We start from the raw sequence: 14,419 nt of genomic DNA on the forward strand, positions 1-14,419 counted from the left end.
GTTCAGGGCCGTGGGTCGGGCTTTGCCCTCTCCCACTCTGTTCCGCCGAATACATGCGTATTCGGTCAGATCAGGTGACCGAGGCGCAGCCCATCGGCGGAAAGGGGCGCGAAGCCTCACCCGCGTCACTTTGATCGAGGAGGCCAAAAATGGCACCGAAGTTTGATGTTTATGCCCATGTTACCGACACCATTATTGCAGAGATCGAGGCTGGCACACCGCCATGGCGCAAGCCGTGGACCGGAAGTGCGTCCGGCATTGCCCTGCCGACCCGACACAACGGCGAGGAGTATCGCGGGATTAATGTTCTGATGCTCTGGGTCATGGCGGCGAAGCATGGCTATGTGTCCAGCCGCTGGATGACCTACAAACAGGCGCAGGAGCTAGATGGTCAGGTCCGCAAAGGTGAGACGTCGTCCACCGTGGTCAAATACGGGACGTTCACCCGAGAGAACGAACTGGGCATCGAGGAGGAGCTGCCCTATGCGCGCGCCTACCGCGTGTTCAATGCGGAACAGATCGAAGGCTTGCCCGAGGACTACTATGTCCGGCCTGAGGCCCCGCGTGACCTTGGCACGGTGGCGGATCCTGAGCTTGAGGCGTTTTTCAGCCGCTCAGGGGCGGAGATCCTCACCAGCGACGACCCGCGCGCCTATTACAGCCCCGCGAAAGATCACATCCACATGCCGCCAGTTGCCACGTTTCACAATGCGGCAGGCTATTATGGAACATTGGCCCATGAGGTGATCCACTGGACAGGCAGCGAAAAGCGGCTGGAGCGGATCAAGAAGTTTGCGAACCGTGAGGCCTATGCTTTTGAAGAGCTGGTGGCGGAAATCGGCGCTTGTTTCCTCGGAGCTCAGATTGGGGTTGCGCCGGAAATCGACCAAAGCGCCGCCTATGTCGAAGGGTGGTTGAAAGCGCTCAAAGAAGACAAACGGGCGATTTTCCGCGCGGCGTCCGAGGCGCAGAAGGCAACCGACTTTGTTTTGCACGCAGCAGGTCAAGGCGAGGAGGAGGCGGCATGATCCCTGATTTTCACAGCGATGATTTTGCGACGGCGCGTCTGGAAGACACCGTCAGCCTGCGAAGCGCAGCCCGCGAGGCGCGCGCCACGCTTTATGCGGTATTGAACCGGCTGGAACTGAACGATCTGGACGGCGAGGAGCAGCCCTATATCGACGATTGTCTTGGGGCTCTCGCAATCCTTGAGGAGGCGTTGCGATGACTGTGGAAGAGATCAAAGCAGCAGTGGACGCGGGCAACCGCGTTCACTGGGTCAACAGCGGATATATGGTGACGCGTGATGGCCTCGGGCAATACCTCATCACCTTCACGCGGAACGGGTCTGCTATTGGTTTGACCAGTCTGGATGGCACCCGCCTGAACGGCAAGCCTGACGAATTTTTCATCGAAGAAAGCGCCGAGGTTTGCCATGCAGTATTCTGACATCAGGCAGGCGGCCCTAGAGGGCCGCGCCAGCGTGCATCTGCATGGGTTCTGCAATCTGCCCGATGGCGGGCAGGAGTACTGTGATGATCCAGCACTGATCGATGGCTGGGCGATCTATGTCAGGGTTGAGACCCCGGACGACCCGCAACAGCCCTTTGATCTGTACGAGCTGCCCGATCATCAAACCTATGCCAGCGCCGAAGGCGCGGCCCGCGCAATAGCGCTGCAATTGCTTGGCGATGCTGAGGCGTGGAACCACGACTAGGGGTGTCATGCCTTGCGCATGTGGCCGGGCTCTGCCCGGCGGTCGCAGCCTATGGCTGCTCCAAACGGAATACAGGCAGTTGGTGCAATATTATAATATTGAATCAATTGTGGCGAAATGCCATAACAAGGCTGCCTGTATGATGCTGGCAAGAAATAGGGATGATTACTTCACATGGGGCGACCGCGCGCACCACGGCATAAGCGACTAACGCAAAACCAGCGTTTTGCTATCGTGCGCAAGCGTGCGGAGGGGGTGCCGATCGAAGATCTTGCCCACGAATTCGGTGTCACGACCCGCAGCATCTTCTATACGTTGAAGGCCGACCAAAGCCGCAAGTTGGATGCACGCGTGCGTTCAGAACTAGTGAATGTCCGGCTCACGGCAAAAGAGCTTGCGGGCTTCGATGCGGTATTGACGCGGCATGATATCAACAGCCGGGCGGAGGGGTTGCGGCGGCTGATCCATGCCTCAAACGATCTCTTTGTTCCCGACGATGAACTGGCCAATCAGATGCAGGGGCTGTCGGCATCGCTCAATCGCACCGGCAACAACATCAACCAGATTGCACAGCGCCTGAACGAGGCAAAGCGCCAGGGCAAGACACCGCCCTATGGCAATTCTGCCCATGCCCAAGTCCGCGCCTTAGCCGGGCTGATCTTCGATATTGCGGACCAGGTTCAGGACATGGCGCAGCGCCGCCGAAGTGCGCTGTCTGGCGAGGTTGCCCGAGTTCTGGGAGGCTTTGCCGATGGCCCGGAATAGCGCCGTTGCCGCCGCGCAGGAGGCCTTCTTTGATGGCGACTGGAGCCGCATTCGCGGCAGCGTCCCCCGCGCACGTGCCAAGCAGATGGCGCGCGCCGCCATGGGGCATTCCCCCGCGATCTTCAAAGCCATTCGAGACGGCGGCACACACAACAAAACGCAGCTGGGCAACCAGCTGGAATACCTGACCACCAAGTCGAGCTTTATCATCGACAGCCGTGGCACCTATGACGGTCAGAGCATTCTGTCAGCCAAAGAGATCGAGCAGGTCACACGCCGGTTTTCAGCGCAGTGGAACGAGGGCTTTCATCCCAAGCTGGGGCACACTTCTCATTTGTTGATGGCCTTCCCGATTGGCACGCGTGGCGAGGATGTTGCCGAGATCACGCGCGAGATTTGCGAGCGGTTCTTTCAAGGCGACGGCAGCCATTTTGACTACATCGCCGCCGTGCATGAGGACCGGGATCACCCTCACGCCCATATCGTTCTGAATCGGCGCAGCAAGGACGGTGAATTCTTCTTTCTGAAAGAAGGGCACCACTTCAACTACGACAGTTTTCGCGAAGCGATGGTGGAGGTGTCGGACCGCTATGGGCTGCGGCTTGAGGCAACGCGAAAGCTCGAACGTGGGATCACGACAAAAAGGCCAAGCGATGTTGACCAACGTCGCGCGGAAGCCACGGGCCAGAAGCCGACCGAGCGCGAGCGCGTGGGCTCCGAGCTGGACCGCGCCTTGGCGGACATGGCGCAGAACGCGCGGCTCTATCGCGGTTTAGCAGCCGAAGCTTCGCGCGAGAACCAGCACGACATCGCGGCGGCTCTGGACAAGGCCGCGACGCTCTTGGCGCAGGGCAAACCGATTGAAGCAGATGGAAAGGTATATGGTATGGCCGAAGAACAGCATTCGTTTGATGAGGTCGTGGATGCCTTTCACGACAAGATCAACCAAGCTGAACGCATCGTAGCGGACGCCCCGGTGGAGCGGCGTGCGGCGCTGGAGCATGAGCTGAACGACATCTATCGCTCTTTGTCGCATCTCAGCCCAATGGGAACGCAGTCCCACACCTTGCTTGAAGACGCGTCCCAAAGTGGGATCTATTCGGCCGGGAATATTCAGGCCGACGCCCAAGGCGCTTTGCAGGATTCAGCTCTTTCCGAACGTCTTCACGAGGCTTTAAAAGGCACCGGCATTGACGCGCAGGAGGTGACACGTCGTGTCGAAATCGGCGCGGGCAACGCCGCGCTCGAGCAGCAATGGCTTGGACAGGATCTGAAGGCGATTGCCGAGAAGGACGGCTTTGACCTATCGCGCGCCGATGAGCTCGAAAAAGCGATCGACCGCCTGGACCAGGTGCACAGTGATCTGGGCCGTGTGTTGGCAGATGCTGAGGTTCTTAAAGACAGTGGGACGGTGGAGACCGACCGGCAGGAAGCCATCATCGACCAGCTGCCGCCGACCACTGCTGAAATCCTGAGCCGTATGAGGGACGACCCAACCGCAGAACCATTCCGAAACGATCAGGAACGCGAGACCTTGCGTGCTGAGATGGAGAAACTGGTCGGTGAAGAGGGTACCCCGGACTTGGCGATTGGCGATGAGACCACGCTGGAGGAACATATCGAAGACCGTCTGGACCGGCTTTATGCGGCCAAGGCCTATCTGCAGAGCGATGCCGCTCTGGCGAACAGTGTGGCGATGGAGCACGTCCTCGACGAGATCGCCAATGAAGAAATTGATGTTCAACGCGAGCGGCATGTCGATGCCGACGGCGAGAAGGGTGTGACGCATGGGTAAGACGCGGATCGCAATTGGCGTCATGAGCTTTGCTCTTCTCGGCGCTGCTTTGGGCTATGTGCTGGCCTCCGCCTATCTGACTTTCCACTGGTTCGGGGTCGGCGCGGATATCGATTTCCTGATGCTGGCGCGCAGCTACGGGGTTCTTCGAACAACCCATCCCGACGATATGCAGATTGTTCACTTGATCGTGGGGATCAGCACTTGCGCCGGTGTTTTGCTTAGCGCTGTGTTGATGAACGACGCGCTGACTAAATTTGGGGAAACCAACTGGCAGCACATGTCCGAGATGAAGCGCAACGGTTTCTTCGGCAAGCCTGGCCACGGCTTTGTTCTCGGTAAAATGGGTAAGCCCAGGAGCCGCAAACCCTTCGTGATGTCCAAGGTGTTCCCCCATGCCCTGATCGTCGCCCCGACCGGACGCGGCAAAACGACGGGGTTTGTCATCCCGAACCTTCTGACCTATCAGGGCAGTGCGGTGGTGCTCGACGTAAAAGGCGAAAACTTCGAAGCAACATCGCGCCACAGGGCAGCGCAGGGCGACAAGGTTTTTCGGTTCGCGCCCACTGACTGGAAGGATGGCCGCTCGCACCGATACAATCCTTTGCTGCGGATCTCGGCGCTGGAAAACGTCGACCGCCAGCAAATGGAGCTGCAGCTCTTGGCCTCATTGTTCCTCCAAGCTGATAACGACCGAGTTCAAGGACTCCTCGATGGCGGCATCGACCTATTTGTGGCGGCAGGGCTTTTGGCGTTTGAGCGCAAGCGGCCGACCCTGGGCGAGATTTACCGCATCACCGCATCTGGCGGGGACAAGCAGAAGGAATATCGCCGCCGAGCCGACGAAGCCGTTAATCCAGCTGCCAAGCTGATCTTCATGCGCATGGCCTCGACCAACAACGACACGCTCACCTCTTATCTGTCGCTCTTGATGACGTCCGGCCTGAAGCAGTGGTCAAACCCCGCCATCGACCGTGCGACCGCAACGTCAGACTTCGATTTCCGCGACATCCGAAAATCGCCGTTTTCGGTTTATCTAGTGGTCGAACCGCTGATGGTAAAACCGCTCGCGCCGTTGATCCGCTTGTTCTTCTCGGATTTGCTGGCATCGCTTCAGGATCATGAACCCGGCAAAGACGAACCCTGGCCGGTGATGATCATGCTCGATGAGTTCAACCGCTTGGGAAAAATGCCGATCGTGCTCGACAGCATCGAAACTCTGCGCTCCTACCGCGCAAATCTCGCGATCGTCACCCAGACCATCCCTGCGCTTGATGAAATTTACGGTGAAAATGCCCGGCGTGCCCTGCAGGGCAACGCGGGCATCAAGCTCTATCTGACGCCCTCAGATGAAAAGACCATCGAAGAGCTCAGCAAAGCCGTCGGCAAAACCACCAAGCGTGTTGTGACTCGCTCGCGCTCGGTCGGTCGCAACCCTTTTGCCGGGCGCAGCATGTCTGAACGGACCGAAGAAACCGCGTTGCTGCCCGAGGATAAGGCGCGACGCATGGATCTTGATGACATCGTTCTGGTGGTTGACGCGCAAATGCCGGTGCGCGCCAAGCGGATCAAATACTATGATGACCGGTTCTTTAAGCAGATCTTCGATAAGCAGGCTGGGAATCTGCCTTACCCCTCAGCGGGGGACCAGATGCGCGGGCTGCAAGGGCAGATCAAGGCGCTGGAGGCAAAGATTGGAGCGCTGGAGGTGCCAAGAGAGGCTGCCGTTGATGCCTTTGAAGTTTGCGGGAAACGGCGCGATGAGATTGAAGAATTGGCGTCCGGCAATCAAAATGCACAGTCAGCTGCTCAGGCCAGTTTGGGTGACTATCAGGCAGGAACTGAAAGGGTGGGAAGGTTTATGGAAGAGGCCGCTCGGGGATGACGGGCTGAGAGATGCTTTTCGCTTCACAAGAGCTATTCACGCACCGGATAGAACTGAACTGGCGTTCAATCGATTGACAGAGCTAGTAGGTACATGAATTCAAGTAAGGTCTTATGCTTCTTCGGCTTCTCCGCTAGGTTGTGAAGAATCTGGTTCGGGAAGCTCAGTATTTTGCCCAAAATTGTCTACTTAAACGTTCAAAACTTCAGATCGATAAAAGAGTTGTCGTGGAGGCCTAACCACGGCATGAATTGTCTGATCGGGGTCGGAGACAGCGGTAAGACCACAGTGTTGGACGCAATTGACTACTGTCTTGGTGCGAGACGTTCCGTGCAGTTTTCTGATTACGATTTTCACAAGACCGACACCAGCGAGCCAATAAAGATCTTGGCCGCACTTGGTGCACTTGAACCGTCACTTCTCTCAATTGATGCCTACAGCGACTATTTTTGCGGCTACAACCCGACTACGGGAAAATTTGAAGATGAGCCTGGCCACGGATTAGAAACAATTTTGGTGCTCCGACTGAAGGTTGAAAAAGACCTAGAACCACAATGGTCACTTTTGTCGAAGCGGGCGAAGGCTAAGGGTGTCGAGCGAAATCTACGGTGGGAGGATCGCCAAACTTCCTCCCCATTGCGACTCGGGGATCACCCCGACTGGCACCTCGCATGGCGACGTGGTGCGCTGTTTGAAAGGCTGACGGATGAAAAGCTGGCTCTAACGGAGGGCTTGTCCGATGCCGCTCGAAAAGCCCGAGCAGACTTTGGCAGTACAGCAAACAAGGAACTGACGGACAGCCTCGATGTGGTGAAGAAGTCTGCCGATGAGTTGGGCGTACCGACGGCTGGGGCGGTACACGCGCTACTCGATGCGAACTCAGTGAAGTTTGGCACGGGAGCGATTGCGCTGCATGACGCGAACAACATACCGCTTTCATCTTTGGGTACTGGATCAAAACGCCTGCTGGTTGCAGGCTTGGCAAGAAAAGTCGCATCATTCGCTAGCATCGCCTTGGTTGATGAGTTGGAAACGGGTCTGGAACCGCATCGGATACGAAGCTTGCTCAACACGCTGGGTGCGAAAGACACGTCGGCCACCCAACAGGTTTACGCAACGACCCATTCGCCAGTTGTTTTGAGAGAGCTAGACCACACCCAGTTGACGTTGCTGCGTGTTGACAAAACCACCGGAAAACACCGGGCCCATTCCGCTTCTGGGAGTGCTCAGGGATTGCTGAGAAGTAACCCAGAGGCTTTTCTGGCGAAGCGAGTAATCGTTTGCGAAGGCAAATCTGAAATGGGCTTCATAAGGGGGTTTGATCAGCACAGTAGCGGGTGTGGAAACGTCTCAATGGAAGCGCTTGGAACAGTGCTAGTTGACGGAGGTGGAGCCAAAAAGGTGCTTTCTCCAGCGAATGAACTCCTCCGCCTCGGGTACAATGTATCAATTTTCATGGATAGTGACGTTCCTCTAGAGGCCGCTGATGAAGAGGCTTTTGTTACTGGAGGAGGCACGGTATTCAAGTGGCCAAACCAATGTGCTCTCGAAGATGCAATTTTCCGGTGTGCCACCGGGCAGGTCATTGCGGCGTTGTTGGACTACGCCGTTTCGTTACCAAACGGTGACAAGGTCGACGCGCAGATTTGTACGGCATCAAAAAACCAATTCAATCTGGCTCAAGCAAAGAATTGGGCGGAAACAAATGCGCTTCAGCCTGCAACCGCTGGCATACTGGGCCAGGCAGCGCGTAGTGGAGACGGTTGGTTCAAGCGGATTGCGCCATATGAACATGTAGCAAAGAACATTTTAGCTCCCAGTTATTCCTCGCTACATGCCGATCTGACGGGCATCACTACAGCGTTGATGAATTGGGCTTGGGGTCACAATGACCGAACCTGATCCTCTCCAGATATCAAAAGGGTGCATACAGGCTCCCGCTGGATGCGGAAAAACCCACCTAATTGCGGAAAGTTTAAAGCGCTGTAAAACTGAGAAACCAGTCCTCGTTTTGACTCATACGAATGCGGCGGTTGCGGCGCTTCGGCAGAGGCTGGACAAGGGTGAAGTACCTCGATCTAGCTATCGTCTCGCGACCATTGACGGTTGGGCTATGAGACTGGTCGGCATGTTTCCATTGAGAAGCGCCGCAGACCCATCCATTTTGCAGCTGTCCAACCCAGGAACTGATTATCCTGCTATAAAGCAGGCTGCCCTCGGTTTGCTGCAAGGACGCCATATCGACAACCTTCTTGCCGCAAACTACTCTCGCCTACTAGTCGACGAATACCAAGACTGCTTGAGCGCCCAGCACCGAATTATATGTGAACTTGCGAGAGTGCTGCCGACTTGCATTTTCGGCGATGTCCTTCAAGGGATATTCGATTTTGGGGACACACAGGTAGACTGGAACGCCGAAGTTCTTCAGGATTTTCCGTTGGTAAGTGAGCTATCTACACCGTGGCGCTGGAACCTTGCCGGGGCTGGATCATTGGGCCGGTGGCTGCTGGACTTGCGACCAATACTTCTGAGGGGTGGCCAAATTGACCTCACTACGGCTCCATCAGAATTGGAATGGGTACCCATTGCAGGAGATCAGGATTTCGAAAAAATTCTTGCGGCAACTCATGGTACGTCAAAGGACATCGAGAGCTCGCTGATTATTTGCAGCAGCCGCAACCGTCAGAGGCAACAACAAATCGCTCAGTTTACAAAAGGTGCGTCAGTCGTAGAGAATGCGGACCTTACGGACCTAGTTTCTTTTGCTCGTCGTTTCGATTTTGCCTCTCCCAACGCCACCGCAGAATTGCTCAAAGAAGCCGCAAGCGTTCTTCGCGGAATAAGCGCGACCGAAATGTTAGCGAGAATTGTCTCACTAAAGGCAGGTACAAACCGGAAGCCAGCCACAGCTCAAGAAATGGCGGCCCTGAGTTTCGACGCGGAGAAGACCCCTCAAAAGGCGGCGGCCCTCTTGTCAGCTCTGAGCAATCAGTCCGGTGTGTCAGCCTTTAGAGGAGAAGTGTTTAGAAACCTTCTGAAAGCACTGCACGCATCTGCAAGCGCAAACGACTTTGCGGACATGGTGCTCAAGGCACGAGAGGAGCGGCGCTTTCATAGCCGTGCCCTCGGAAAAAAATCTGTCGGCAGCACGCTTTTGGTAAAGGGCCTGGAAGCCGATCAGGTCGTAATTGTCGATACACATGAAATGAATGCCAAAAACTTGTATGTTGCGCTCACCAGAGGGGCGAAAAGAGTAGTTGTATGCTCAGCATCTCAGTATTTGCCAGCCACATAGCACGTCAGAACAGTACGCTTCTTGAAAGTGCTGCGCGTTGCACGAATGGCTGGCCCGGTTAAGCTGCGATTCGGAATCCGAACGGTCGGTGGAGGTCGAATCTGGGCCGAATTCCTATTCCAGTCGCTTGGCTCGTTCCGCGACTCTCTGAACCACTGAAGCGGTCGCACCACCTGCCTGACGTATCCCAGCCCCGGCGATCTCTGCATTCGACCTCGTCCCAAACCTTGCCCGCGCTCGCGAGCCTTTGGTGCCCATCAAACCCTTGGCGAAGCCGCCCGGACCCGGAATGCTCGGCGGTCCGGCCATCATGAAGTTGCCTGAGATTGAGCGGACGATCAGCGGGGTGGCGATGATCATGCCGCCTGCGAGGAACATCATCATGAAGAAGGGCACAAGCGCACCGATGTTGCTCGCGCCGGAGGGATCTCCGAGTTCGGTCATGAGCGAGCGGGACATGCCGACGACGGTGGAAAACACCCCTGCAATCACGAGAGGGTAGAGCGCATAGGATACCGTGCTGGACAGCCAACGGTGGAAATAGTCCTTGCTGACGTCGAACAGCGAAAGCGCGATCATGATTGGAGCGATGCCGATCATGAAGGCCAGCATGATCTTCGCGAATATCAGAACAAGGCCGCAAAGCGCGCCGATGACGCCTAGGAGGAATGCGCCGATCGCGCCGATCAGGGCTCCGGCCATCCAATGCATGTTGTCACCTGCTGCGTTCAGGTAGTCGCCAAATTCCTCGATGAGATCGTCGAAGGCCTCGGCAAAGTAGGATGCACCTGCGCCGCCGCCGCCAAGCCCTGCCACCATGCCGCCCGCAAGTTGGTCTAGGCCATCAATCAGGGCGCTGGCCACCGCGTTGAATTGGACCCAGTTCATCGCAAAGAGGGAGATCAGCATTAGCTTGAGGGCGAACCAGAACGCAGTCCGCCCATCCATGGACTTGTACTGAAACACCATATTGAGAAAGACGCCGATCACAGCGAGTGTCGAGGCCACGGCAATGACACCGCCAAGCTGACCCGCGACGTTGCCAAAAGTGGTTTGGGCCGCGTCTTCCAGAAAGTTGTCGGTTGTCTCAACCATCCAGGTGACGACGCCCATCGGGTGCTCCTATGCTTTCTCGGTCGGTTTGACCCGCCAGATGTCGCGCTTCAGGAAGGCCTTTAGGATGTGTTCGCCGTCGAAATCCGGCACGACCGAGACCAGTTCCCAACCATCCTGACCAAGGGCCGTCAGCTGCGCTTCGATCTTTGGCGGCTTTGTTTTGGCGGTGTTGATCTGTTCAATCTTGTACTCAAACATGGTCTGTTTCCTTCGCTTGGGCTGGATCAATCGGCAGGTAGAATTCGGTGATGCCGCGCGCGCCTTCATGGCGACCGGCCTGGATGATCACATCTATCGAGCGGATGATGTAGTCGTTCATGTCCTGGTAGGTCATGGGCACATCTGTCTTCAGGGCTGCGATGGCGAGACGCTGGACGGCCAGCTGAGGCGTTTCAGCGTGCAGCGTGGTGAGTGAGCCACCATGGCCGGTGTTGATGGCCTCGAGGAAGGTCATGGCTTCCTTCCCGCGCACTTCGCCCAGAACGATGCGATCCGGCCGCATGCGCAGGGTGGAGGTCAGGAGGACATCAGCACTGCGCGTGGCTTCGTCGCGGTCAGACATCAGCGTGACAACATTGGGCTGCGTTGGACGCAGTTCGGCGGCCTCTTCGATCGTGATGATGCGTTCGTCGGTTGGCACGAAGGAGAGGATTTTGCGCGCCGCAACGGTCTTGCCCGTTGAGGTGCCGCCAGACACGATCATGTTGAGCTTGTGGATGACACAGAACTTGATCGCTGCGTCGATGTCGCCGGTGGCCACGACATCGCGCAGCTCGGCATTGCGCTTGCGTCTTGCACCCTCGTTGCTGCGCTCTTTTCCGAAGAGATAGGACAGTTTGATCTTCTCCAATGGCAGGTCGGCGAAGAACCGCAGGGAAATCGCGTAACCGCCATCAACGGCGGGAGGCTGGATGACTTGCGCGCGGATCGGGCGGTCACGGTAGGTGATGCTGACCGAAACGATGGGTTTCGTTCGGCTGAGCGTGGTGTTCGCGGCGGAAGCAATCTGATTGCCAAGGTCTTTGATTTCATTTGGCGAGAGCTGTTGATTGACGGACCGCATAAAGTGATCTCCCTGAAACTCGGCCCAAAGCGTGCCATCAGGATTGATGCAAAGCTCGATCAGCTTTGGGTCACGCGCCTCGGGGATCTTGTCCATCGAGCTTTGCAGATAGCTGGCCGCCATGATCAGAAGATCTCCAGATCGCGGTCGACCATCACTGTGACGCGGGCTCCTTGGTCGACATAGATCACGGGCGAGACGGAGAGATATTCGCCAATCACGCTTTGCGCGCTGTCCTGAAGGTCTTCGCCAATGCCCTCGAGGACATCTGAGGCGATCTCATCTTCGGTGTTCTGGGCGGCCACGGCGGGCAAGGCTCCGATCAGCGATATAAGGGCTGCTGACCCGAACCGCGTGCCAAAGCGGCTGTCGACGAAACCGGTCGTTCCGGAGCGGCCCAGTTCATCGCCTCCGAAGGCGCTGATTTCGACGGTCTGATTGCTGGGCAGAATGATCCTGTCCCAAGCGATCGTCACGCGTTGCTGCGCTATGTCGAGGCCGGATTGATACCGCCCGATCAGACGCGCGCCGCGTGGGATCAGGATCCGCGAGCCGTCATAGGCGTGGACATCTTCCGATACCATCGCGCGGACCTGACCGGCGAGCGAGCTGTCGATCGCTGTCTCGAGCACGGCCTGGATCATCGTACCCTGAACAACAGTGTTTGACGGGTTCACGATCACCTGGGCCTGGGTCACCTCAGCGGGTTCAGCGCCGTTGCGGACAAAGTCTGTGTCGCCATCAAGCCGTCGTTGCTGCGCGGCGGTTTCATTGTTGCCGTTACCCGAGCCGCCAAAGGCGATGATTGGGCTGGCGATGCGGGCTTGGAGTTCGTCAAGTTCGGCTTGCCGCCGCCGTTCCAGCTCCTGAAGGCGCAGTTCCTCGGCCGTGGGGCCGGTTGGTGCGGGCGTGCGCGGGGCTTCCAGGCGTGCAAGCTCCAGATCGTTCCGCAGACGCTGGATTTGCCGTGCGCGTTCTTCCAGTTCTTCGCGCAAGGCGGCTTGCGTTGCTGCTGCCTCGCTGCGCAGGGCGTCGATCTCTGCGCCTAAGGTTTCCAACGCTTCTGTATCGACGGCCGTAGTCTCAGGTGCTGGCGCGTTGCGAAGCGCCTCAAGCTCGCTCTGCATTGCATCCATTTGCGCGCGCAGTTCTTCTGTTTCGCTGTCTGCTTCCGGCTCCGGCGGTGGGATTGTGTCAATCGGTGCAGGCGTGGGCTCGAGCGCACCAAAGCCCGGTCCCGCTGCTTGGAATTCATCCGGTGAGGCGGTTTCCAGGCTGTCGGGTTCAGAGCCGCCAGAGAACAACAGCATGAGACCCCCAAGGGCCGCGATTGCCCCGATGCCCAGAGCGATAGCGAAAAATGACGGTCGCGCTTTTCGAATTTGTGGCTTATCTTCAAGCGATTCGAGGCGTTTCTTAAGTTCAGATGTTTCACTCATCGTGGTTTGCCTCGCTCATCTCTTGTACGCAGATCTCATCCTCGCTGAGCCTGAGAACCCATCGATCGCTGACACCTGAGACGCGGATCACGCCATCTGGCCGCGCGAGCGCATTCACACTGCGCTCATTGCCACCGGACCAGCGAAAGATCGCGGGTAACGGCGCATTCGCGGCAAAGCGGAAATAGGTGAAGGTGCCATCGTCCCAGATTTCGCGCGGGGTGATCTCGGAACGCGCGCTGACGCCATAGGCGTGGTTTGCTGGCGCGGTGGCGGCCACACGCGATTGTCGAGGGGTCGCCTCGGGATAGGTGAAGCGAATGACGTAGAAGGTCGGCGAGCTCGCCTCAGTCACGTTGAAATAATAGCTGCGCCGGTTGGTGTAGACGGTGATATTGGTGTGCGCGCCGCGCGAGACCGGCTTGATCGCAAAAGCCTGGCCACCGGGAACGCCGTTCAAAAGGAAGCCTTCGGTGTCGCCCGCAATGATCGAGCGGATGGTCTCGCCTCGGCCAAATTCAATGCTGGTCACATGGGTCAGGCTTGTGCGGATGCGGTAGACCTGCCCATCTTGATAGGTGGCCAGCCGGACGCGGGCGTCATAGGGACCCTGGCGCGGCTGAGTTTCGGCGAAAGCCGTGCCAGCAAGTGGAACAAGGATGGCGAGGATCAAGAACAGGCGGCGCATTAGTTACTCCAAACGATCCGAGCGGATCGCGTATTCGGTGACGGTGAAGCCAAAGGGGTTCTGCCAGACATCGTCGATTGACCGGCTATTCTCGGGCCGAAACTCAAACATCAGCGTTGCGGTAAAGAGCCCGTTTTGACTGCCGCGCGGTGAATTGAGCCGCTTGCGCAGGCGCACCTGGGCACGGTTGGCGCTGATGTGCGTGATCGACAACACCTCGACATCAAGCCGGGCATCTGTTCCGTAGGTGTCGGGCGGATAGGCCTCATGGCCGCTGGTCCACAATGCGCGTAGCCCGGCGGCGGCCGATCCGTCCGACTGATCCAGGACCCGCCGCACACGCACGTCATTGTCGAGCTGATTATACGTCTCTCGATCAATCACATAGCGGTAGACCTGTGCCTCAATGATAGCGGGGCGTTCCGTGAGTGAGACCGCTTCAACCATGGCATTGGGGAGGGCCATGCCGGTTTCGCTATCAAAGGGAACGATCATGGGCGGCGGGTCCGCGTCGAACAGGGCCACGAGGGCGGCGGCGAGGCAACCTGCCATGCCAAACCCCATGCCTGTCAGTCCCAGTTTCTGCCACATGAGCTCGCGTCTTCGTGCGCCGTAGACGAGCTCTTCTTCGATGAATTCCGCTCCGCTGTTCATGG

At 57.5% G+C, this 14,419-nt stretch carries 14 protein-coding genes and 1 pseudogene; 9 read left to right on the forward strand and 6 right to left on the reverse strand.

Going from position 1 to position 14,419, the window contains the following annotated elements; translation table 11 throughout:
• The first annotated feature begins 149 nt into the window (after positions 1-149).
• From Q0932_RS06365 to Q0932_RS06405, 9 genes and pseudogenes are all read left to right on the forward strand, one after another.
• Positions 150-1,028, forward strand: coding sequence for a zincin-like metallopeptidase domain-containing protein (locus Q0932_RS06365; protein ID WP_282094173.1), 879 nt, complete (start codon positions 150-152; stop codon positions 1,026-1,028).
• A complete protein-coding gene (locus tag Q0932_RS06370) occupies positions 1,025-1,228 on the forward strand; it encodes a hypothetical protein (protein ID WP_282094172.1) in 204 nt (67 codons plus the stop codon). The genes Q0932_RS06365 and Q0932_RS06370 overlap by 4 nt, the downstream gene beginning before the upstream one ends.
• Positions 1,225-1,413 (forward strand): annotated as a pseudogene (locus Q0932_RS06375) (hypothetical protein); the annotation flags it as partial. The gene Q0932_RS06370 and the pseudogene Q0932_RS06375, both read left to right, overlap by 4 nt.
• A gap of 22 nt (positions 1,414-1,435) precedes the next feature.
• Positions 1,436-1,717 (forward strand): hypothetical protein, encoded by a 282-nt coding sequence (locus Q0932_RS06380; RefSeq protein ID WP_282094171.1) that lies wholly within the window; start codon positions 1,436-1,438, stop codon positions 1,715-1,717.
• A 174-nt stretch (positions 1,718-1,891) separates the two neighbouring features.
• Positions 1,892-2,482 (forward strand): hypothetical protein, encoded by a 591-nt coding sequence (locus Q0932_RS06385; RefSeq protein WP_282094170.1) that lies wholly within the window; start codon positions 1,892-1,894, stop codon positions 2,480-2,482.
• On the forward strand, positions 2,469-4,277 hold the full coding sequence (locus tag Q0932_RS06390; protein ID WP_282094169.1) for a relaxase/mobilization nuclease domain-containing protein: 1,809 nt from the start codon (positions 2,469-2,471) through the stop codon (positions 4,275-4,277). The genes Q0932_RS06385 and Q0932_RS06390 overlap by 14 nt, the downstream gene beginning before the upstream one ends.
• Complete coding sequence (locus tag Q0932_RS06395; protein WP_282094168.1) at positions 4,270-6,162, forward strand: type IV secretory system conjugative DNA transfer family protein; 1,893 nt, start codon at positions 4,270-4,272, stop codon at positions 6,160-6,162. The genes Q0932_RS06390 and Q0932_RS06395 overlap by 8 nt, the downstream gene beginning before the upstream one ends.
• A 171-nt stretch (positions 6,163-6,333) precedes the next feature.
• Complete coding sequence (locus Q0932_RS06400; RefSeq protein WP_282094167.1) at positions 6,334-8,064, forward strand: ATP-binding protein; 1,731 nt, start codon at positions 6,334-6,336, stop codon at positions 8,062-8,064.
• Positions 8,051-9,457 carry a UvrD-helicase domain-containing protein gene (locus Q0932_RS06405; RefSeq protein ID WP_282094166.1) on the forward strand — a complete coding sequence of 469 codons (1,407 nt, stop codon included), beginning with the start codon at positions 8,051-8,053 and terminating at the stop codon, positions 9,455-9,457. The genes Q0932_RS06400 and Q0932_RS06405 overlap by 14 nt, the downstream gene beginning before the upstream one ends.
• 114 nt (positions 9,458-9,571) lie before the next feature.
• Here Q0932_RS06405 and Q0932_RS06410 read toward each other — a convergent pair whose 3' ends face one another.
• The 6 genes from Q0932_RS06410 to Q0932_RS06435 are packed head-to-tail and all read right to left on the reverse strand — an operon-like array spanning position 9,572 to position 14,417.
• Positions 9,572-10,570, reverse strand: coding sequence for a type IV secretion system protein (locus tag Q0932_RS06410; protein WP_282094165.1), 999 nt, complete (start codon positions 10,568-10,570; stop codon positions 9,572-9,574).
• A 9-nt stretch (positions 10,571-10,579) separates the two neighbouring features.
• Positions 10,580-10,771: a DUF4177 domain-containing protein gene (locus Q0932_RS06415; RefSeq protein WP_102938029.1), complete on the reverse strand. Its 192-nt coding sequence runs from the start codon at positions 10,769-10,771 to the stop codon at positions 10,580-10,582.
• A complete protein-coding gene (locus Q0932_RS06420; protein WP_282094164.1) occupies positions 10,764-11,759 on the reverse strand; it encodes an ATPase, T2SS/T4P/T4SS family in 996 nt (331 codons plus the stop codon). The genes Q0932_RS06415 and Q0932_RS06420 overlap by 8 nt, the downstream gene beginning before the upstream one ends.
• Positions 11,760-11,761: 2 nt before the next feature.
• Positions 11,762-13,075, reverse strand: coding sequence for a TrbI/VirB10 family protein (locus Q0932_RS06425; protein WP_282094163.1), 1,314 nt, complete (start codon positions 13,073-13,075; stop codon positions 11,762-11,764).
• Positions 13,068-13,763, reverse strand: coding sequence for a TrbG/VirB9 family P-type conjugative transfer protein (locus tag Q0932_RS06430; protein WP_282094162.1), 696 nt, complete (start codon positions 13,761-13,763; stop codon positions 13,068-13,070). Before Q0932_RS06430 ends, Q0932_RS06425 begins: the two co-directional genes overlap by 8 nt.
• Before the next feature lie 3 nt (positions 13,764-13,766).
• Complete coding sequence (locus Q0932_RS06435) at positions 13,767-14,417, reverse strand: virB8 family protein (protein ID WP_282094161.1); 651 nt, start codon at positions 14,415-14,417, stop codon at positions 13,767-13,769.
• Positions 14,418-14,419 lie beyond the last annotated feature (2 nt).

Origin of the sequence: uncultured Shimia sp. (assembly GCF_947498095.1) — a bacterium.
Lineage (GTDB): Bacteria > Pseudomonadota > Alphaproteobacteria > Rhodobacterales > Rhodobacteraceae > Shimia.

Bases quoted from the DNA above. Each gene is read 5' to 3' on its own strand.
- Q0932_RS06365 (WP_282094173.1), top strand. From the start codon at position 150: ATGGCACCGAAGTTTGATGTTTATGCCCATGTTACCGACACCATTATT.
- Q0932_RS06370 (WP_282094172.1), top strand. From the start codon at position 1,025: ATGATCCCTGATTTTCACAGCGATGATTTTGCGACGGCGCGTCTGGAA.
- Q0932_RS06380 (WP_282094171.1), top strand. From the start codon at position 1,436: ATGCAGTATTCTGACATCAGGCAGGCGGCCCTAGAGGGCCGCGCCAGC.
- Q0932_RS06385 (WP_282094170.1), top strand. From the start codon at position 1,892: ATGGGGCGACCGCGCGCACCACGGCATAAGCGACTAACGCAAAACCAG.
- Q0932_RS06390 (WP_282094169.1), top strand. From the start codon at position 2,469: ATGGCCCGGAATAGCGCCGTTGCCGCCGCGCAGGAGGCCTTCTTTGAT.
- Q0932_RS06395 (WP_282094168.1), top strand. From the start codon at position 4,270: ATGGGTAAGACGCGGATCGCAATTGGCGTCATGAGCTTTGCTCTTCTC.
- Q0932_RS06405 (WP_282094166.1), top strand. From the start codon at position 8,051: ATGACCGAACCTGATCCTCTCCAGATATCAAAAGGGTGCATACAGGCT.
- Q0932_RS06410 (WP_282094165.1), bottom strand. From the start codon at position 10,570: ATGGGCGTCGTCACCTGGATGGTTGAGACAACCGACAACTTTCTGGAA.
- Q0932_RS06415 (WP_102938029.1), bottom strand. From the start codon at position 10,771: ATGTTTGAGTACAAGATTGAACAGATCAACACCGCCAAAACAAAGCCG.
- Q0932_RS06420 (WP_282094164.1), bottom strand. From the start codon at position 11,759: ATGGCGGCCAGCTATCTGCAAAGCTCGATGGACAAGATCCCCGAGGCG.
- Q0932_RS06425 (WP_282094163.1), bottom strand. From the start codon at position 13,075: ATGAGTGAAACATCTGAACTTAAGAAACGCCTCGAATCGCTTGAAGAT.
- Q0932_RS06430 (WP_282094162.1), bottom strand. From the start codon at position 13,763: ATGCGCCGCCTGTTCTTGATCCTCGCCATCCTTGTTCCACTTGCTGGC.
- Q0932_RS06435 (WP_282094161.1), bottom strand. From the start codon at position 14,417: ATGAACAGCGGAGCGGAATTCATCGAAGAAGAGCTCGTCTACGGCGCA.